The sequence below is a fragment of the Paraburkholderia sp. CNPSo 3274 genome, from assembly GCF_024206475.1.
In the GTDB taxonomy this organism is placed as follows: Bacteria; Pseudomonadota; Gammaproteobacteria; order Burkholderiales; family Burkholderiaceae; genus Paraburkholderia.
Genome location: NZ_JAMBPR010000022.1, coordinates 54,724 through 72,926, shown reverse-complemented (window position 1 = coordinate 72,926; position 18,203 = coordinate 54,724). Strand labels below are relative to the sequence as shown.

19 protein-coding genes are annotated in these 18,203 nt (G+C 62.4%); 3 read left to right on the top strand and 16 right to left on the bottom strand.

All coding sequences use genetic code 11. The annotated features are described in order from the left end of the window. Positions 1-38: 38 nt before the first annotated feature. The 4 genes from M3I54_RS17150 to M3I54_RS17135 all read right to left on the bottom strand — a co-directional run bounded on the left by M3I54_RS17150 (position 39) and on the right by M3I54_RS17135 (position 4,359). Entirely contained in the window at positions 39-1,322 is a 1,284-nt protein-coding gene (locus tag M3I54_RS17150; protein ID WP_254337885.1) for an MFS transporter, read from the bottom strand. 64 nt (positions 1,323-1,386) lie between these two features. Next, positions 1,387-1,764 (bottom strand): BON domain-containing protein, encoded by a 378-nt coding sequence (locus tag M3I54_RS17145; protein ID WP_254337883.1) that lies wholly within the window; start codon positions 1,762-1,764, stop codon positions 1,387-1,389. A 42-nt stretch (positions 1,765-1,806) separates the two neighbouring features. After that, entirely contained in the window at positions 1,807-3,051 is a 1,245-nt protein-coding gene (locus M3I54_RS17140; RefSeq protein ID WP_254337881.1) for a porin, read from the bottom strand. Between the two features lie 96 nt (positions 3,052-3,147). Next, positions 3,148-4,359, bottom strand: coding sequence for a M20 aminoacylase family protein (locus tag M3I54_RS17135; protein WP_254337879.1), 1,212 nt, complete (start codon positions 4,357-4,359; stop codon positions 3,148-3,150). A gap of 117 nt (positions 4,360-4,476) precedes the next feature. On the opposite strand from M3I54_RS17135, the gene M3I54_RS17130 reads away from it, so the two are divergent. Next, positions 4,477-5,403 (top strand): LysR family transcriptional regulator, encoded by a 927-nt coding sequence (locus M3I54_RS17130; protein WP_254337877.1) that lies wholly within the window; start codon positions 4,477-4,479, stop codon positions 5,401-5,403. A 303-nt stretch (positions 5,404-5,706) separates the two neighbouring features. Beyond that, positions 5,707-6,003, top strand: a complete 297-nt coding sequence (locus tag M3I54_RS17125) for a hypothetical protein (protein WP_254337875.1) — start codon at positions 5,707-5,709, stop codon at positions 6,001-6,003. A 142-nt stretch (positions 6,004-6,145) separates the two neighbouring features. Here the strand turns inward: M3I54_RS17125 and M3I54_RS17120 are convergent, their stop codons facing one another. The 8 genes from M3I54_RS17120 to M3I54_RS17085 are packed head-to-tail and all read right to left on the bottom strand — an operon-like array spanning position 6,146 to position 12,285. Next, on the bottom strand, positions 6,146-6,535 hold the full coding sequence (locus M3I54_RS17120) for a DUF3331 domain-containing protein (protein WP_254337873.1): 390 nt from the start codon (positions 6,533-6,535) through the stop codon (positions 6,146-6,148). Between the two features lie 58 nt (positions 6,536-6,593). After that, positions 6,594-7,496, bottom strand: a complete 903-nt coding sequence (gene catA, locus M3I54_RS17115) for a catechol 1,2-dioxygenase (RefSeq protein WP_254337871.1) — start codon at positions 7,494-7,496, stop codon at positions 6,594-6,596. Positions 7,497-7,534: 38 nt separating this feature from the next. Continuing rightward, complete coding sequence (locus tag M3I54_RS17110; RefSeq protein WP_254337869.1) at positions 7,535-8,599, bottom strand: NADH:ubiquinone reductase (Na(+)-transporting) subunit F; 1,065 nt, start codon at positions 8,597-8,599, stop codon at positions 7,535-7,537. Positions 8,600-8,616: 17 nt separating this feature from the next. Continuing rightward, a complete protein-coding gene (locus tag M3I54_RS17105) occupies positions 8,617-8,979 on the bottom strand; it encodes a phenol hydroxylase subunit P4 (protein ID WP_254337867.1) in 363 nt (120 codons plus the stop codon). Positions 8,980-9,017: 38 nt separating this feature from the next. After that, positions 9,018-10,637: an aromatic/alkene/methane monooxygenase hydroxylase/oxygenase subunit alpha gene (locus M3I54_RS17100; protein ID WP_254337865.1), complete on the bottom strand. Its 1,620-nt coding sequence runs from the start codon at positions 10,635-10,637 to the stop codon at positions 9,018-9,020. A gap of 21 nt (positions 10,638-10,658) precedes the next feature. Next, entirely contained in the window at positions 10,659-10,931 is a 273-nt protein-coding gene (locus M3I54_RS17095) for an MmoB/DmpM family protein (protein WP_254337863.1), read from the bottom strand. Continuing rightward, complete coding sequence (locus tag M3I54_RS17090; protein ID WP_254337862.1) at positions 10,924-11,961, bottom strand: aromatic/alkene monooxygenase hydroxylase subunit beta; 1,038 nt, start codon at positions 11,959-11,961, stop codon at positions 10,924-10,926. The genes M3I54_RS17095 and M3I54_RS17090 overlap by 8 nt, the downstream gene beginning before the upstream one ends. Before the next feature lie 48 nt (positions 11,962-12,009). Next, a complete protein-coding gene (locus M3I54_RS17085) occupies positions 12,010-12,285 on the bottom strand; it encodes a phenol hydroxylase subunit (RefSeq protein ID WP_254337860.1) in 276 nt (91 codons plus the stop codon). A gap of 377 nt (positions 12,286-12,662) precedes the next feature. Between M3I54_RS17085 and M3I54_RS17080 the strand changes: the two genes are divergently transcribed. Continuing rightward, complete coding sequence (locus M3I54_RS17080) at positions 12,663-14,498, top strand: sigma-54-dependent Fis family transcriptional regulator (protein WP_254337858.1); 1,836 nt, start codon at positions 12,663-12,665, stop codon at positions 14,496-14,498. Positions 14,499-14,549: 51 nt separating this feature from the next. Here the strand turns inward: M3I54_RS17080 and M3I54_RS17075 are convergent, their stop codons facing one another. The 4 genes from M3I54_RS17075 to M3I54_RS17060 all read right to left on the bottom strand — a co-directional run bounded on the left by M3I54_RS17075 (position 14,550) and on the right by M3I54_RS17060 (position 18,130). After that, the gene (locus tag M3I54_RS17075; protein WP_375542156.1) at positions 14,550-14,990 is read right to left on the bottom strand and encodes a succinylglutamate desuccinylase/aspartoacylase family protein; all 441 of its coding nucleotides are present in this window, start codon (positions 14,988-14,990) and stop codon (positions 14,550-14,552) included. A 122-nt stretch (positions 14,991-15,112) separates the two neighbouring features. Further along, the gene (locus M3I54_RS17070; RefSeq protein WP_254337855.1) at positions 15,113-15,880 is read right to left on the bottom strand and encodes a hypothetical protein; all 768 of its coding nucleotides are present in this window, start codon (positions 15,878-15,880) and stop codon (positions 15,113-15,115) included. Positions 15,881-15,889: 9 nt separating this feature from the next. Continuing rightward, positions 15,890-16,159: a hypothetical protein gene (locus M3I54_RS17065; protein ID WP_254337853.1), complete on the bottom strand. Its 270-nt coding sequence runs from the start codon at positions 16,157-16,159 to the stop codon at positions 15,890-15,892. A 411-nt stretch (positions 16,160-16,570) separates the two neighbouring features. Beyond that, entirely contained in the window at positions 16,571-18,130 is a 1,560-nt protein-coding gene (locus M3I54_RS17060) for a methyl-accepting chemotaxis protein (protein WP_309249614.1), read from the bottom strand. Positions 18,131-18,203: the final 73 nt, after the last annotated feature.

Genomic DNA, 18,203 nt, shown 5'->3' with positions numbered 1-18,203 from the left:
CAGCGCGGCTCAACGGGTACGGATCGCCGCGCGGCGTCTTAATGTCCGGAAGGAGGGGCTTCTCTGAACAGCAGCAGACCCAGCAGGCTGAGACATCCACAGCCCATTACATACCATGCCGGAGCGTAGAAGCTTCCGGTCGCACGCCATATCGCGCCCACTGTGAACGGCGCGAACCCGCCGAACAAGCTCACTCCGACCGCATAGATGATGCCAAGCGCAGTTGCCCGCACTTCGGGCTGCAGCGCTTCCAGGATCATCAGGAAACCGGCTGGAGTCGACAACGTCATCAGGCCAACCAGGACGAAGACTGCCGCGAGCACGGTGGCCATTGAAGGCAAGGTCGCGATTGCCCAAAACGCAAGTGGCAGGGCGAGGAGCGACGCAACGGACGTACTGGTGAGGAGTTGCTTGCGCGACGCCACGCGATCTGCCAGCTTGCCCGCGAGCGGCGAGCCGACCAGCAGGATGGCACCGGCTGCGCAACCGCTCAGCGAAGCCGTGGCGGGCGGCATGCCAAGCGTCAGCGTGAGAAAGGCTGGCAGAAAGAACACGATCGTGTACATCGTGGCCGTGCCGCCGACAACCAGCATTACGCCCGCAACGATCTGCCGCAGCGGAAGGCGATGGCGCAATTTCGCGGAGCCGTGCGCACGTGGACGAAGCTGCTGCGAGGTGTCCTCGATGCGCGCGCGCAGGAAGAATCCAACTGGCCCGATCGCGAGCCCGATCAGAAACGGCACCCGCCATCCCCAATCGATGAGTTGACTGTGGGTTAGTGATTTCGAGAGCGACACCGCGATCAGGGCGCCCGCGAGCGCGGCGCCGCCCTGGCTTGCCATCTGCCAGCTCACCAGCGCGCCCCGCTGTCCGGTGTTGCCCGATTCCATCAGCAGTGTGGTTGCCGCGCCGACTTCGCCACCGGCCGAAAAGCCCTGGAGCAGGCGGCCCAGTACGATTAACAAGGGGGCTGCAATGCCGATCTGTTCGTAGCTGGGCGCAAGGCCGATGAGGCCGGTGCCGAGCGCCATCATCGCGACCGTCAGGAGCAACGCGGGCTTGCGGCCCGCGCGGTCCGCGAAGATACCGATCGCGATGCCGCCGAGCGGACGTATGACGAACCCGACACCAAAGGCGGCGAGCGACATCAGTAGCGAGGCGAACTCGTCGTCGGCAGGAAAGAACAGCTTGCCGATGATCGGCCCGAAGAAGCTATAGACCGTGAAATCGAAGAACTCGAGGCCGTTGCCGACTGCGGCCGCGACGACCGTCGAGCGACGCGTGCGCGTTGCGCTCGTTGCGCTGGCGTTGACTGCATTCATGTTGAGGCTGCTGTAAAAGGGGCGTGGGCGCGCGTCAGATGTATCGTGCCGCGCGCTGCGACACTTACTGGTTGCCGTTCAGGCCCGTGTTGGCGCGTATTTCGATCTTGCTTGTCACCGAACGCACGCCGTTCACGCTGTTAGCGACAGACGTAGCCAGTGAGATCTGGTTGTCGCTTGCGACGACACCGGTCAGCGTGATTGCACCGTTGTGGGCGCGCACGCGTATGTACGTCGACTTCAGGCCTTGCTTGCGCGCGTCGCGTAGTGCGTGGCGTACGTCGGCGGCCAACTGCTTGTCGGTTGGCACGGACGCGGCTGCAACGGATGTGCCCGTCGCGGCGGCCGTCGCCGCAGTGGCGCTTGCTCCCTGCGCCCCGACATTCGCGCATAAGGTCAAGAGCAGGAGGGCTGGGAGCCGGGTGAGCTGGCGAATCGTCATGGTGTTTTTCCTCAGTCGATGGACGTGCGTAGCGCGAGCCACTCAAAATTTGTGATACATGCCGAGCAGCACAACGTGCGGCGTCTTGTAGAACTCCGTACCGTTTTGACCCGCGTATGCATTGTTGATGCTGTCGAGCGTGGGCTGTTGCGTGTAAGGGTAGGGATAGTGGCTATAGGTGGGCGCAGTGCCGATGTTATGGATGACCGAGCCGCGCACGTAGAGGGCTGTGCGTTTGGACAGGTTGTAGTCATAGCCGAGCGTCACGCCGTACGAGTGATCGACCCAGCCGCCGACGGTGCGGTACACCACTTCTGCGCGAAAGTCGTTGCGCTTCTGGTAGCGGTAGATCGCGCCAAGCGTATAAGTGGAAGCAACACGGTCGCCGTCGAGCCGCGGCGCGAGGAAGCTGTAGCCCGCGGAGAGCACGTAGTGTCCACTATCGTAGAGCACGCCGCCGGCGATGTTGTCGGTGCGCACGTACTGCGAGGGATTGAGCCCGTTGACCGCATAGTTGCCGAAATAGCTGATCGTCCCGAACAGGTGGCCGTCGAAGTAATTGACCGCGACGGACCGGTTGGTCAGTGTCGGCGCAGTCGAATCCTGGGTGTGCGTCTGCACGAGGACCTGCGCATTGAACGGCCCGTACCACGGCGACGAGTAGCTAATCGCGTTGGAGATGTGCAACGGCTGATAGCTGGCGCCCGGTCCGAGGTCGTAGGTCCATCCGGCCAGATAGGCAACCGTCGAAATCGACAGCACCTCGCCGAACACGTCTACGAAGAGTGGCACGCCGACGGCATCCTGCAGGCCCAGCTTCACTTCGCCGGTTTTCGCGGAGCCAAGCGCAATCCACGCTTCGCGGTTGAACATGGTGCTCGCGGTGCCGAGTTGTCCGTTGGAGGCGTCGAACCCATTTTCGAGTGCGAAGCGTACACGGTAGCCGCCGCCGAGATCCTCGACGCCGTACATGCCGAATTTTGAAGTCCACTCGCCGCCGCTTTGCTGAACGAAGGCGGTTTGGGCGCCCCTGGTAAAGCCGATTGCTTCGTCGACCACGCCATAGAGCCTGAGCCCCGGCGTATACGCATCGGTTGTCGCGTACGGCACGCCCTGGAAGTAGTCGTTGAAGAACAGATTCGATGCCTGGGCTGAGGCCACCTGGCTCACCGCGCAGAGCGTTGCGGCGTAGCCGACACGCAGCGCGCCTCGTGAAAAGCGCTTCCGTTGTTCGTTGGCCCGTTTGTTATCGGTGGAGAAATGTTGCCGAAGGCTGCGTGCTGACATCTATAGGCTCTTGTGGTTGGTCAGAAACTGCAAAGGAAAGGCGGCGACTCGCGTGGGCGACAAGTGACAGCGGTCCATCACCTGACGTGCCTGGGGTTATTCAGTGCGCAAGTAGCGTTCGGTCAACGCGACAAACCAGGCCGCGCCCCAGCTGAGCGCGGCGTCGTTGAAGTCGTAACCCGGGTTGTGAACGAGGCAGCCGCCCGTCTGGCCGACGCCGTTACCAAGCAGCACGTAGCAGCCCGGCAGCGCCTCGGTCATCCACGAGAAGTCCTCGCTGCCCATCAGGGCGTCGGGCATCATCGTCAGTGCCCCCTTGCCCACGAGTGCCTCGATGGTGGCGATCGCGTGATCGGTTGCCGCCCGGTCGTTGACGAGGGGGCGCGAGACCGCGTGGTAGTCGACCGTTGCAGTCGAGCCGTACGACTGCGCTTGCAGTTCGGCGATGCTGCGGATGCGCGCCTCGAGCGTATCGCGCGTTTCGCTGTCGAGTGCACGCACCGAAAGCTCCAGCGTGGCCGTCGCAGGAATCACGTTAGCCGCCTTGCCCGCGTGAATCGAGCCGACCGTCACCACCGCTGCGCGCGTCGGTTCGACATTGCGCGCGACGATCGATTGAAGCGCCATGACGATGCTTGCTGCCGCAACGACCGGATCGCTCGCGAGATGAGGCATCGCACCATGCCCGCCGCGACCCGTGACGGTGATCGTCACGGTGTCGGACGACGCCAGCATGCAGCCGTGACGCACCGCGAAATGGCCGACCGGGAGGCCGGGTGCGTTGTGCAGGGCGAAGACCTGATCACAGGGAAATCGTTGAAAAAGGCCATCGTCGATCATGCGTGAGGCGCCACCAAGGCCCTCCTCGGCGGGCTGAAAAATGACGTTGAGCGTGCCGTCGAATTGTCCCTGCGTAGCGAGGTGGTGCGCGGCGGCGAGCAGGACCGCGGTGTGCCCGTCGTGGCCGCAGGCGTGCATCGTTTGGGCAACGGTGCTCGCGTAGGGCAGGCCCGTCGCTTCCTGGATCGGCAGGGCGTCCATGTCGGCGCGCAGGCCGATGGCGCGTGGCGAGTCGCCGCGCTTGATCGTCCCGACGACACCCGTGCCGCCAATGCCTGTCGTCACCTCGTAGCCCCATTGCGCGAGCTGTTCGGCAACGAGGGCAGAAGTGCGCTTCTCCGCGAAGCCCAGTTCGGGATGGGCGTGGATGTCGTGGCGGATTTGAATGAATTGTGCTTCGTGACGGCGCAATGCTTCCACTAGTTCGGCGTATTGCAGCGTTTCGGGGGGCGTCGTCGCTCGGGTCATTAGTTTTGCCTCCTGCTGGCGTTTCTCAGAATCCAGGGCGTAGACTACGAACGATCGGTCAAAATAAAAAATCAAAAACTTGCATCTGAATACCAAAACCGCACGTTATTCCACATTATGAAAATACAGCAACTGCGCGCCCTGATCGAAACCGCCGAAACGGGCAGCATCCACGGTGCATCGCGGCGACTGCACCTGACGCAGCCGGCCGTCACCCGGGCGATTCGTGAACTGGAAAACGAGTGCGGCGTTCAATTGCTTGAACGGCACCCCTGGGGCATGGCACCGACTGCGGAAGGCATGACGTTGCTGCAACGGGCACGCAACATCGTCCGTGAACTAGAGCGCGCCGAAGAAGATCTCGGACATTTGAGAGGCCAACGCGAAGGGAGGTTGGTCGTCGGTGTGACGCCGCTTGCGGGTATGGCCGGGCTCGTGGAAGCTTTCGTCGAATTCCGCCGGCATTGGCCCCGCGTGACTGTCGAGTTTCGCGAACTCGAGTTCAATCAACTGACCGAGCGGCTGGGCAACCGGACCATCGACATCGCATTGGCGGCCTTCCCCGTGAATCGCGGGGAAGCACCGGGGATAGTCAAAGCGCTTTTCGCATTCGATTCGGTGCTGGTTACGCGTGCGCATGGAAAATTCTCAGGCGCAAAAGATCTGGCCGATCTGCAGGATGCCGAATGGATTCACACCGATGTCACCGCCAGCTATCCTGCCTTCGTCCGCGGCATGTTCCAGAATGCGGGCCTCGCGCCGCCAGAACGGATCACCCTTTGTACTTCGTATTCGCTCTATTACGCGCTTGCGCTGAATTCGGATGCCGTGCTCTCGCTTAATCTTCTCGCGCTTACTGATACGGTCGTGGGGCGGTCTTTCGTAGAGTTGCCAATCGAGCCTCCTCCTCCGCCGTTGCAACTCTTTCTCCTTTCGCCGCCCGACGCGCAGCTTACAAAACCGGCAGAGTATTTAATTCATTGCATCCTCAAGATATCGGAGACAAGGGCGGAGCGTTTGCGCACTGCTGCAACGGGAAACTAGCTGTCGATTTCGAGGATGAACCTCCACAGACTGCTCGTGCCATCGCTTCATCAATTGATGAAGCGATGGCGGGCCATTGCCGGCAGTATTCGCTCATTTCATCAAACCCCGCGATCCGCTAACAGCCCTCTGTTCCTCGGTGACCCGCCTCGCCGGCGCCGCGCAGGCCGAGCCCACCGGCATCACAGCGCGGCGACCACGCGAGCTTCCCCAGCCAGGGGAGACTTGGCATGTCTGTTGCATTGCATAGAGTGCCGCTGGCGGTTCGATCAATACGGCAACCGGCTATCCAGTTCGCCGGCCATGAGCCAGACGAATGCCATGCGAGCCGGAAAGGAGACGAAGATGTACGGGAAACCAGTGTCATTGCGAGCCATGGCCGAAAAATGGCTCGCATTGCAACCAGAGATGCAGTTGTGCATCACGCGGCATGCTCACGGCGCGAGGAGGCGGCGGTCTTGCGTCTATGTCAGTACGGTTTGTGCCGTGGGCGAAGTCGGTATGTTCTTTTTCCGTCACGACGATGGCGGCTGGTATATCTTCCCGCCGCACGAATCGCGGGTTTCGATGGGCGTTCTGCCCATTGCCGTATTCGCTTGAGCAAGCTTGCCCGCCTGGAAATTGCCTGTCACATTGCCGAACGCGTAGAGCACGCTGCCTTGCAGGCCAAACACGGAAGGCGATCAACCGCTGTCGCCGAATCCTCTTTTCGCTCTACGTCATGCTGATTTATGTTGATCTGCTAATCGATTGAGCCGGACGACTCGCCTTCGATACGGTCGATCGTCGCCGCAAGTACGATCCAGTCCGCGTTGGCGGCCCGTCGCCCGCGCAGGCGCGGGCGATAAACCGCGCTGCCTCTGCGGATTGGCGCACCGCTCAGCATGCAACTGGCGCGGGCGCGCGCGGTGGTGAGGTGCCAGAGCTGCTCGCCGTAGCATCCCGAAGTCGCGTCGCGCCAGTTGAACGTGACGATCGTGGGCGAGAGTCGCTCCACGAACTCCATGCGCGCGGCGTTACATGTTACCGTGCGCGTTGGCGTGCAGGGCGCCGCGCGCATGGCGGCCCCGGACGAAAGGCGCTCGATCAATTCGAGTGTGCAGGTCCATGCGTCTTGCCTGACGATCTTCATCACCGTTCCTCCCAGAATGCGGCGGCCGCCCGCCTGGCCTGCATGACGCATGCGCCCGCTATGCGGCGGCGCGCAGGCGTTCGATTTCGGTGCTCGGCGCCGCTTCCCGCTCGCGGCTGAGCCTGAAGTCGAAGTCGATGAGCGCGAATTCGCCCTCGATGCCCAACGGCTTGCCGTCGCCCGCGTCTTGACGCTTGACGGCGGGTACGAGCCCCTCACGCGTGGCGAACGCGAAGTCGTCCCAGAGGTGCGGGTCGCCTGCGATGTTGATCTGCGTGGTCAGCTTGCGGTGGTTGGGCGCGCTAACGAAGAAGTGGATGTGCGCGGGGCGGTGGCCGTGACGGCCGAGCTGGTCGAGCAACTGCTGCGTCTTGCCAGTGGGCGGCACGCTGTAGCCCACCGGCACGATGCTGCGGAAGCTGTAGCGGCCTTCGGCGTCGGTGCGGATCGACGCCCGCAGATGAAACGGCGGCTGCGACTGATCGAAGTACGAGTAGTTGCCGAGATGGTTCGCGTGCCAGACCTCCACGAGCGCGCCCGCAACCGGTTGTCCGTTTTCGCCGCGCACCCGCCCACGCATAAGGAGCGTTTCGCCGGGGCACGAGCCGTTGTCGAGCCGCGCGTAGCCGGTGGATTCCGGCGCGCCCGCCACGTAGAGCGGGCCTTCGATCGTGCGCGGCGTGCCGCCTTCAAGGCCCAGCATCGACTCGGCCTCGTCGAGCCGCATATCAAGAAAGTGTTCGAAGCCGAGGCCTGCGGCAATGAGGCCCAATTCCGGCCCGGCGTCGGCCAGGTAGTTGAGGGCGGTCCAGAACTCGCTCGCCGAGACGTCGAAGTCCTCGACCGTATAAAACAGATCGCGCACGATGCGATCGACGATAGCCTTCGTGCGCGGGTTCGCCGCGCCGGCGGTGGGTTCGCTCATGCTGGCAAGCAGCGTGTCGATGGCCTGGTGGTTCATGATGCGGTCTCCTTCGATATTGTTGCCGGGATAGATGTTCAAATGGACTTGAACAGCGGGCTACGCGCCGCGCCCTGCGCGCCGTCCGCGTGCGTGAGGAACTTCTCCGTGTAGATGTCGCGCTCGAACAGCTGCCCTTGCATGAGGGTTCGGATCGCCGCTTCGATCATTACTGGCGGCCCGCAGAGGTACGCCTTGTGGCCGCGGAAGTCGCCTGAAAAATGCTCGCGCGCTGCGTCGTGGACGTAGCCGCGAAAGCCTTCCCAGCCTGAATCGGCGGGCTCGTCGGAGAGTGCGGGCACATAGATGAAATTCGCATGGCGCTGGGCAAGCGCCGTGAACGCTTCGTGATAGTAGAGCTCACTGCGGCTGCGCGCGCCGTAGAGCAGGGTGATGGGGCGCGTGTCGCCTTGCGCTAGCAGATCGAGCAGCATCGAGCGCGGACTCGAGAGCCCCGAGCCGCCCGCGATCAGGATGACGGGTTGCGGGTCCGAAGCGCGCACGAAAAAGCGGCCGAATGGTCCCGAGAAACGCAGCGTATCGCCCACATTCAGTTGCTCGTGCAACCAGGTCGTGCCCTTGCCGCCGGGCACGAGACGTACGTTGAGTTCGATACGCACCGCGCTGCCGGGCTCGCCCGCGAGCGAGAACGCACGCGGCACGCTCTCGCCCGGTATCTGGACGTTCACGTACTGGCCTGCCTGAAAGGCCATGCCTTCGCCTTGCAGTTCGACGAAAATGCCCTTGATGGTCGGCGTGAGATCGACGACCTCGGCCACGCGCCCCACGTGGTCGCGCACCGGGAAGTGGCGTGCGTCCGGGTCTTCGTCGATGTCCGCTTCGATCGTCACGTCCGACTGCACGCGTGCGCAGCAGGCGAGGCACTTGCGTTCGTCGCGCTCGAAGTCCATGAGCGCGAACGGCGAAGCCTCGCCGTGCTCGATCTCGCCGTCCACCACCTGTACCTTGCACGTCGCGCACAGACCGTGGCAGCACGCATGCGGCAGCCACACGCCCGCGCGCAGGCAGGCGTCGAGCAGCGTCTGGTCCTCTTCGATCTCGATCGTCTGGCCGATCGGTTCGATGGTCAATTGATAGCTCATGATGCGTGTCTCCCGCGCTAGCTATGCGAGCCGCCAATGCCCGTGAGGCCGGGCGTGCGCAGACGCAGCAGCGCCTTGTGGCCGAGCCCGTTCGCGGCGAGGCTCGCGTTGAAGTCGGGTATGAAGCGCTCGCGCGAGCGGAACCATTCGATGCTTTCCGGTTGCACCGAGGACCAGTCCGGATGCATGCCATACATCGCGGGAATCACTTCGTGTGCGAGCGTACCGAATGTCATGTCCGGCGCGACGGCGAGGCAATGCGGCGCGCAGAACATGAGATGGTCCTCCCAGCCCACGTACAGCAACTGGCTGCCGTGGAAGTTTTCCACGCGGTCGCGCACCGGCCCTGCGTAGCCTTCGTTCAATGCGACAACAGCCATGATGTGTCTCCGTGAAGTTATGTCGGGCGACGCACGCGTCATGCAGCGCGGCGATCGCGTCGTTCTTCCTGCTTGTCTTCCTGTGCGGCTTCCTTCGCGGTTTCGCCGCCGTATGCCGCCTTGCCGGTCCAGCGCCGCCAGTTCGCGCAGTCTGGCGAGTCCTCGAATTCGTGGCCGTCCGCGCCCGGCTCGATGTGGTAGTAACGCAGCACCTCGCGCATCGGGTCGAAGCCGGGCGCGGTGGGGTCGACGTCGGCTTCGAAGCAGTTGCCCTGGTAGATCTGGTGCACGGGCAGCCACGCCTGCACGTATTTCTCGGGCTCGTTGTCGAAGATGTCCTTGCAGCCGTCCGAGCAGAAGTGGAACTTGTTGCCCAGGTAATCGCTCTCGCGGTAGCAGGTTTTGGTGGGATCGTCGGGCTCGGTGAACGCCATCGGGATCTGGCACACCTGGCACAGCATGGGCAGCGAGTCGTTGTAGAAGCGCTTGCCTTCCTGCTGCTGGCGGCGCCAGTATTCGTAGCGCGGGCGGTAGAGCTTGTCGAAGGTCGCGGGGTACTTCTGCGCGAGCCAGTCCATTTCGTCGTCGGTGGGGATCCACGTGTGCATGGCCGCGGCGTGGGTGTAGTTGTAGAAGATGCCCCACGCCTCGTGCGAGAGGCGATCCTTCTCTTTCGTCGCAACGTCGTGATACTTGGGCAGGCGGATGCCGTAGCGCTCCAGGTCGTGAAAGAGCGCGCCGCCGTTTTGCTCGAAGTAGGTTTCCCACGCTTCCTGCCACGACATGATGCGCTTGGGCAGCATGTAGTCCATCATCATCGCGATGAGCGTGAGCAGGCGGTAACCGCGCCAGAACCACTTGTCGATCCATTTCTGGATGATCGGCACGTTGCCGGGGTCCTGCTCGAGCAGAAACTTCACGACTTCGAGGCCCAGCGTCATGTGGCGCGATTCATCCGACTGCGCCGAAAAGCCGAACGTGACCGTCGCCATGTCGCCGTTGAACGCCGCGCCCGACATGAACGGCATGAAAAGCAGGTTCGTGAGCACATATTCGAAAGAGAATGAAATGGCGGTGACGAATTCGAACGGCCCGGCGCTCATCGCGTCCTCGAAATACGACTTCGGCACGGACAGATACCAGACGCGGTCGTGCATGTGCCTGAAGTCATGAAAGCCGTTGAAGAACTTGTTGTACTGGCTGATCGTGTGGACCTGCGTCTGCGCGTGGCGCAGTTCATCGATGGCCTGCATCTGGCAGGCAATGCGCGCCCCCGCGCCGCGAAAGTTACGGCCTGCGAGTGCGAAGCCGCGATGCGCCGCATATTCGAGCGGGCTCACGCCCGTGAGAAACAGCTTGAGCGCGTTGATATAGCGCGGGTCGGTCACGTTGAACTGGCCGTTGTTCTGCTGGAATGCGTCGATAATCGCGTAGAGCTTGCGTTCCTTTTCGCCCTGATATTTCCAGTAGGCGTCCATCGTGAGGCGGAACGGGTCTTCCCAGCGGTCCCAGTCGTGCACCTTGATGCCTTCGAAGCGGTCGTACGGGAAAATTGCGTCCATCGGCTGGTACGTGGTTTCCCACGCGAGACCGCGCGTGAGCATGGCGTAGTTTTCCTTAATGCTGAGTTTTTTCGGCGCGGTATTGGGCGTGCTCATCGTCATGCTCCTAGTGTTTGATCAGGCGTTCCACGCCAGGATGAATTCGTCGTCGGTTTCGTCGATGTTGCCGGAGAGCGAGATCAGGTTCAGTTGCAGCTCGCGCAAGTCGAACGGCCGGCCAATGCGCGCTTCGATCGATTCGCGCCTGATTACGAGGCGGCCTTGCGCATCGATCTTGACCATGGCGGGCAGGGCGTTGACCACGGCATGCGGGTTGTCCTCGGCAATGGCTTCGACGATGGGCCGCGAGTCGTCATTGGTCTGGAAGGCAATGAAAACGGTGTCAGCCATGATTTGCCTCCGTGCGTTCGCCCGGCGTCGCGATGGCGATACCAAGCTTCGTGATGCGCGCCGTAAAGGCCGTATCGATTTCCGCGAGCGCCGCAGCGGCGCCCTCGGCGCCCAGCGCTTCCACGGCGAGCGGATGCAAGGCGTCGAGCGTGCGGCCGTGCCACATCTCCACCCAGCACGAGAGCAGCGCCGCGTTTTCCGGCGATTCGGCCGCCGCGGTTTTCAGCGTGGCGTCCACCCAGCGGTTCGTTTCGTCGAACCAGCCGATCGCGAATTCGTTGAGCATGCTGAGCCCCGCGCCGCATTGCGCGCAGAGCCGCGCGTCGATATGGCGGTACACGAGAGGGTAGAGCAGGCCGTCGATCACCGCGTTCTGCGCCGTGAACGTCTCGAACCAGTCCTGCACTGCCATGAGGTCTTCCACGAGGCGGCGCAGGGGCTGCCACATCGGCGCTTCGAGCCAGGCCTCCTTGCCCGCCACGAGCGAGGTGCCGAGGTTGCCATCGAGCAGCAAGCCGATGCGCGAGAGATACTGGGCGAGGCCGAGGCGGTCCATGCTGTGATACATCGTGGCCTGCGTGATGGCGGTGCCCCAGCCATAGGCGGTGACGAAGCAGTTGTTCGTGTTCGCCGCCCACTCCACGTGGCGCAGCGGCACCATGAGCGAAGCGACGCGCCGCTTCTGCTCTTCCGGCAACCCGGAGAGCAACGTCCGCCTGGTGACGAACTCGATGTTCTTCTCCATCGTCTCCTGCTGACGCGAGCGTGCGATCGTATAGGCGCCGTAGTAGTACTGGCGCGGGTCCTTGAACGCGTACCAGTCGTTCATGCGAATAGCAGTGCGCGCCTTGTCGTAAAGCTCGTATTGCGGCTGCCACAGCGGGCGATAGTGAAAGTTGGCCTCGGGCTGCAGGTCGAACGTCGCCTCCTGGTAGCGCGAGGCGGGCTTGTCGGCGCCGAGGCGCCGCGCGATATGCGAGAACGTCTGCCGGACCGGCTGTACTGCCGAGGTCTTGATATCGATTTGCATCTCGTGCTCCTCCGTGTCATCGGTCGAATGGGGACGGCGTTACCGCCTTTATTCGGCTAAGCCGGGCAGGCCGTAGCGCCACTTGAGTTCTTCGGCGTCGAGTGCGGCCGCTTCCACGGTGGAAAGCCACACGACATCGTGCGCATTGCAGAACGCGCGATAATCGGGCTCGCGCATCACGAGCTCCACGCAGATGCGTGGATCGCCAATCGAAAAGTCGAACTCGACGAAGCCGTCGTCGCGGCGCGACTTGAGACGCACATAGCGCCGCGCCACGTCGAAGGGCCGATCGAGTGCTGGCGCATGCGCTTGCAGTTTGCTCATTGCCTCCTCCGTTTTTGTTCAGTCTCGCGGCCGCTGGATGTTTTCGTGCAATGGGCCGCGCTGTATTCCCTTTATGCAATGAGCGGGCCAGGGTGCGGTTCGTGGCGTGGCCCGAGCACGGCTTGGCGGGCGAAAGGTCTTTTGCGTCCGGGAGTTGGCGCGCACACGGCGCTTCATGACGCGTTGCGGCGTCCTCAGGGCGCCACGCCGGCGGATCGACCAAATGATCGAGTGCCGCTTGATGAGGCCGAAATCGTTTGATCAAACGAGCATCGGGGATAACCCGCGGGCCTTGCCGACACGCACAAATCCGCCTTGCGCGGCCACGCGGCTTCCCCTATCGTGGGGCCGTTCATCGATGGAGGGGGCACGGCAGCATGGGCACGCAGCGCAAGTCAGAGCAGGCAGAGGAAGCGATGAAGCTCGTGACGCCAAAGGGCGCGCGCGTGGACAGCCTGCGCTATCCCGATATCGCCGACCTCATGTCGCGCCTGCGCTTTGCGCCCGGCAACGGACGCATCTGGCTCGACGACCAGCGCATGGTGCTGCTGCACGCACAGTCGCTCGGCACGCTGCGGCGTGAGCTGATCGACAGCCTCGGCATTGACGCGGCGCGCGGGCTGCTCACACGCATGGGCTACAACTCCGGCGCGCGTGACGCCGAACTGGCGGCCAAGGTGCGCCCCGAGAACAATGTCACCGAGATGTTCGCCGTCGGGCCGCAGCTCCATATGCTCGAAGGGCTGACCGAGGTCGAGCCCGTGCGGCTCGAGATCGATGTCGAAAAAGGCCAGTACTACGGCGAGTTTCTCTGGAAGGGCTGCGCCGAAGACGAGGAGCACGTGCGCATTTACGGCATCGGCGCGGAGCCCGTGTGCTGGACGCAGATCGGCTACGCCAGCGGCTATACGAGTGTGTTCATGGGCCGCCCCATTCTCTATCGCGAGGTGGAGTGCCGCGCGCTCGGGCAAGCGTATTGCCGCATCATCGGCAAGCCGATCGAGGAGTGGGGCGAGGAAGCCGCCAACGATCTTCGCTTCCTGAAAGCGCAGGCATTTACGCAAGGCCTGGCAGCGGACGGCGATCGTACGGAATCCGTAAGCTCCTACGATGCGTTCGCACCGCGCGAGGCGCCTGCCACACCCACCGCGTTCGGCGACGTCAATATGGTTGGCGCATCGCCGGGCTTCAATGCCGTATGCCACATGATCCGCCGCGTGGCGGCCACTCGCGCGACGGTGCTGTTTCTCGGTGAGAGCGGCGTAGGTAAGGAAGTGTTCGCGCGCACGCTCCATCGCATCAGCAACCGCGGCGCGGGCGCGTTCGTCGCCGTGAATTGCGCGGCGATTCCGGAATCGCTGGTCGAGTCGGAACTGTTCGGCGTAGAGAAGGGTGGCTTCACAGACGCCACGCAAAGCCGCCCTGGCCGCTTCGAGCGCGCGAACGGCGGCACACTTTTTCTCGATGAGATCGGCATTCTCACCATGACGGCGCAGGGCAAGTTGCTGCGCACGCTGCAGGAGGGCGAGATCGAGCGCCTGGGCGATACGCAAACGCGCCGCGTGGACGTGCGCGTCGTCGCAGCAACGAACCTCGACCTGCGCGATGAAGTGCGTGCGGGGCGCTTTCGCGAAGACCTCTATTTCCGGCTCAACGTGTTTCCTATTCGCGTGCCTTCGCTGCGCGAGCGCAAGGAGGACTTGCCGGTGCTGCTGAATCATTTGCTGCGCAAGTATCGCGAGCGTCACGGGCGCAAGGTCTCGGGCTTCACGAGCCGCGCGATTGACGCCATGCTTAGCTACAACTGGCCCGGCAACATTCGCGAGCTGGAGAACATCGTGGAGCGCGGCGTGATACTCGCGGCCGACGACGGACCCATCGACGTTGGTCATCTCTTTATCAGCGGGGAAACGTTCGACCTGTCACTGTTCGGCGTGGACGAGCATGGCAGCCTGCTGCCCTCCGACAAGCTCAATGAGCTTGCGGGCGCAGGCTCGGGCGACGAGGCCGAGCGCGTCACGCGCAAGGTCACGAGTCTCTTGATGGGCACCGAAAGCGATGGCGCGCCGCTCTCACTCGACGACATCGAATCGGCCTTGCTCAAGAGCGCTGTGCGACAGGCCTCGGGCAACCTCTCGGCGGCGGCGCGCAGCCTCGGTATCACGCGCGCGCAACTCGTTTACCGGCTCAAGAGCCGGGGATTACGCGTTTGATACGTCGTGCCTTGCGCGCGGCGTGAGTGTCTCGTGAATGTTGGCCCAACATCACTCGGAGTAATCCTCCGGATTCTCCCTGGCCGGGCTCTGATAAAGAACCATAACGAGGGGAATGCGAGGCTCTGCTGTCGCATCGTTACGGCGCCCTGTCACTTCGCCCGCAACCTCCGTCGTATACTCCGCGACCACTTCGCCGAAGGTATTGCGCTGAATCGCCACTTTCTGCCCCGCCTTGACCTTGTCGTTCAGCTTGACCAGCAATTCGACGAATCCGCCATGCGTTGTCATGATCGTGTGCGCGCTATTGCCGACAAAGATGCCGACATCCCGCCCGGTGCGTCCCATCGGGCCAGAAACGACACTGTAGCGCTTGAGCACATTCATCGTGCCTTCGACGAACAAAGGGATCATGTCGAAATCGAAGACGCGCGCAGCGCCGATCTCAGGCGTGATTGCCGGAATCCCCACATCGATAAGCGCGTTTGCCAGCAGGGTAGGCGGTAGTTGGCGCGATTGCTCGGAACGTAACGTTACAGCGCCTAAGCCTGGCGCGGCATCGCCGTGGTCCCAAATATTTCCATTTAAAAATTAGCCAATTGCTGTCTATCAGGTCAGTTCGTAGGCAGCGACTGCTGCAAGCTAATGAGATTCTGTGGAACGACGCGGATGAGCCCTCCGCGAGGACTGTCGATGTCGGCGATAAGCGATAGCGACAGCGATACCGTGATGGGCAGCACAAACAGGAGTACACGCCGCCCGGTCGCACCATGCACGCCGTACCCCTGCATCAGGTTGCTGAAGAACGCGATGGCTATCATGAGCGTCCATGCGGAGACGGGAATGCGATTGAGCCATGCCGCCTGCGTATAGCCCTGGGTGTTGATGACGTCATTCATTCCGGCTACGACGAGCGCTGCAATCGGGGTCGGTTGCGCGATGGCCGCTTCTCGCACGTTCGCCCATAACTGGTTCTGAAGTTCAGCAGTCTTCCCATTGATGGTATCCAGTTCGCGTGCGTCGCGCGTCTTGTAGTACTCAATGCGCAGTTGCACGTAGTCACGCAGCAGGGCCTTGACCTTTGCGGCTCGCGGTTCGCCGAGCAACTGAGCCCGCAAGTACTGGGTGCCGATGGCGTTCGCTTCCTCTTCCTCGTAATTCTTGCGCTGGTCGTAGCGGCTCACTGCCATCGAGAGCGTGAATCCAATCAGGAGTGCAAGCAGGGTGAGCGTGGCTCCCTGAACAACGTTGTAGTTGTCGCGCGCGTCGTCCGAAAGCGGGATGGCGCGTAGCAGACCGATTGAACCGAGCGCGGCTGCCACGGACAGCAGTATGATCAGCGTGATGAAGAGGTACGCGGGATGATGTACGAGCTGAGTCATCTCGAATCCTTAATGAATTTTGATTGTCGAACGTCCCGCTCCGTATCGGTAGCAGTAGAGACAAGAACGTTTTTGTTCTCGGGGGTCCCGGCTTGCTACCGCCATCAGCGAACGGAATTGCGCGTAAAGCGCTTCTTTTCCGGCGAGCGGAGGAACGGTGTCGAGCGCCTGGTTGAACTGCTCAAAGAATCTTCCCGGGACAACCCATTTTGTCTCACCGCCGCCGTCCAATTGCAGACTCTGAATGACGGACGCCTTGCTCCATTCGATCGTCTTCATGTGACCGTCGAACTTCCTCACTCGGGTTAAGGCGCCAAAACACACTAGACGCACGAGACGCCATTGCCTCGTGCATATGCCCACTTCCAGACGCCAGTCTGACGATGCAATCCAGTCTAGCATCGAGTCGTTCGTTGTACTTTACCGGCAGCACGTTCCTCCGTGAAGGCCGGTGTCACTCCGGCGAGGCAGGCAAACTGACGCTTCGGGAAGGCAAACAGCTGGGGCGCGTTGAGTTCGAGCGCCACGCCGGAGGAACTGTCATCGGACGGGACGAGGTTTCTCGCGAGGTCCGCACAGGGCCAGTTAGTACCACCCAGCGGCAGGTGAAACGCCCCGTGCTGCCACGTTGTACCCAGGAGTCGATTCATGGACTCGCGGCACAAGCGTGTATTGCCGAAGGGCCCGTCTTCAATCCGCCGCGCCCTGCAGCTGGAACGTGTTGACGACGTCGCGCAGCATCTGCGCCTGTTCCTGCATTGACTGTGCTGCAGCGGCTGCCTGCTCGACCATTGCCGCGTTTTGCTGCGTGGTTTGGTCCATCTGGGCAATGGCAATGTTGACCTGCTCGATGCCGCGACTCTGCTCGTCGGAGGCGGCCGAGATTTCGCTGATGATGTCGTTGACGCGCTTCACGGCTTCGACGAGCGAAAGCATAGTGCCGCCCGCCTGTTCGACGAGTGCCTTGCCCTGGCCGACTCGATCGACCGAGTCTTCGATCAGGCTCTTGATCTCTTTCGCAGCATCCGCGCTACGTCTCGCGAGATTGCGCACTTCGCCCGCGACCACGGCGAAACCGCGTCCTTCTTCTCCGGCGCGCGCGGCTTCGACCGCTGCATTCAACGCCAGGATGTTCGTTTGGAATGCGATGCTTTCGATCACCGAGATAATGTCGACCACGCGCACAGAACTCTGCGCGATGCTCTGCATGTTCGCGACAACACGCTGGACGACTTCCCCTCCTTCGCCTGCGAGTTGCGTAGCGCTGCGTGCCATCTGGTTCGCCTGCAGCGCATTGTCCGCGTTCTGCTTCACGGTGGCGGTCAATTGCTCCATGCTCGCCGCGGTTTCGCCTAGCGAAGACGCCTGCTCCTCGGTCCGCGCGGAAAGATCGAGATTGCCCGAGGCGATCTGGCCCGCCGCGACCGTGATCGTTTCAGTGCCGCCTCGAATGTTCCGGATCGCGTCGGCAAGGCGGTTCTGCATACGTTGCATCGCGAACAGCATGCTCGTTTGATCACCACGGCCGAGCATAACGGGACGCGAGAGATCTCCTTCCGCGATGGTTTCCGCCACGATCGCGGCATAAGACGGCTCGCCGCCGAGACTGCGCTTCACATCGCGGATGATCAGCACAAGCGCGATCGTGCTCACGCTCCCGATTGCGAGAATGGTAATCAGATAGCGCAAGAGATTGGCACGGAAAGCGTCGTCGATATCGTTCACGTAGACGCCTGAGATCAGATACCAGTCCCAAGCGTCGAAGTGCTTGACGAAGCTGATTTTCGGTACATGTTCGGTTTTGCCGGGCAGCCGTGCCATGTACTCGACATAGCCTTCGCCTTGCGACTGCGCGAGCTTTACCATTTCGACGAACAGGAGTTTCCCGTCGGTATCCGCGTAGTTGGAGACATCCTTGTTGCGGAGATCTGGCAGCGTAGGGTGCATGATGACGACCGGCGTCGCGGTCGTGATGATCATGTAGCCATTGCCGGGATAGCGCATCGCCGAGAGTCGGGCCATCGCCTGCTGTCTCGCCTGGTCGAGCGTCATGTCATGCTGTTCGACGAGCTTCGCGTAGTCAGCCACAATGCCATACGCGCTGTCGACGACGTTCTGTACGGCCGCCTTTCGCTCAGAAAGCATGGTTGAGCGGGACTGCCAGGCGGCCCAGCCGCCGAGGCCCGCCAGACCAAGCCAGGTAATCAAAAGTGCGAGCCACAGTTTGGTGTTCAAGCTAAATCGGTTCACGCTGCCTTCTCCGTCTCTGGCTGCCCGGCGGTGCACGTGCCGTGGTCGGTGGTCAGCCGCCGTGGTGTCGCGA

Bases quoted from the DNA above. Each gene is read 5' to 3' on its own strand.
- M3I54_RS17150 (WP_254337885.1), bottom strand. From the start codon at position 1,322: ATGAATGCAGTCAACGCCAGCGCAACGAGCGCAACGCGCACGCGTCGC.
- M3I54_RS17145 (WP_254337883.1), bottom strand. From the start codon at position 1,764: ATGACGATTCGCCAGCTCACCCGGCTCCCAGCCCTCCTGCTCTTGACC.
- M3I54_RS17140 (WP_254337881.1), bottom strand. From the start codon at position 3,051: ATGTCAGCACGCAGCCTTCGGCAACATTTCTCCACCGATAACAAACGG.
- M3I54_RS17135 (WP_254337879.1), bottom strand. From the start codon at position 4,359: ATGACCCGAGCGACGACGCCCCCCGAAACGCTGCAATACGCCGAACTA.
- M3I54_RS17130 (WP_254337877.1), top strand. From the start codon at position 4,477: ATGAAAATACAGCAACTGCGCGCCCTGATCGAAACCGCCGAAACGGGC.
- M3I54_RS17125 (WP_254337875.1), top strand. From the start codon at position 5,707: ATGAGCCAGACGAATGCCATGCGAGCCGGAAAGGAGACGAAGATGTAC.
- M3I54_RS17120 (WP_254337873.1), bottom strand. From the start codon at position 6,535: ATGAAGATCGTCAGGCAAGACGCATGGACCTGCACACTCGAATTGATC.
- catA (WP_254337871.1), bottom strand. From the start codon at position 7,496: ATGAACCACCAGGCCATCGACACGCTGCTTGCCAGCATGAGCGAACCC.
- M3I54_RS17110 (WP_254337869.1), bottom strand. From the start codon at position 8,599: ATGAGCTATCAATTGACCATCGAACCGATCGGCCAGACGATCGAGATC.
- M3I54_RS17105 (WP_254337867.1), bottom strand. From the start codon at position 8,979: ATGGCTGTTGTCGCATTGAACGAAGGCTACGCAGGGCCGGTGCGCGAC.
- M3I54_RS17100 (WP_254337865.1), bottom strand. From the start codon at position 10,637: ATGAGCACGCCCAATACCGCGCCGAAAAAACTCAGCATTAAGGAAAAC.
- M3I54_RS17095 (WP_254337863.1), bottom strand. From the start codon at position 10,931: ATGGCTGACACCGTTTTCATTGCCTTCCAGACCAATGACGACTCGCGG.
- M3I54_RS17090 (WP_254337862.1), bottom strand. From the start codon at position 11,961: ATGCAAATCGATATCAAGACCTCGGCAGTACAGCCGGTCCGGCAGACG.
- M3I54_RS17085 (WP_254337860.1), bottom strand. From the start codon at position 12,285: ATGAGCAAACTGCAAGCGCATGCGCCAGCACTCGATCGGCCCTTCGAC.
- M3I54_RS17080 (WP_254337858.1), top strand. From the start codon at position 12,663: ATGGGCACGCAGCGCAAGTCAGAGCAGGCAGAGGAAGCGATGAAGCTC.
- M3I54_RS17070 (WP_254337855.1), bottom strand. From the start codon at position 15,880: ATGACTCAGCTCGTACATCATCCCGCGTACCTCTTCATCACGCTGATC.
- M3I54_RS17065 (WP_254337853.1), bottom strand. From the start codon at position 16,159: ATGAAGACGATCGAATGGAGCAAGGCGTCCGTCATTCAGAGTCTGCAA.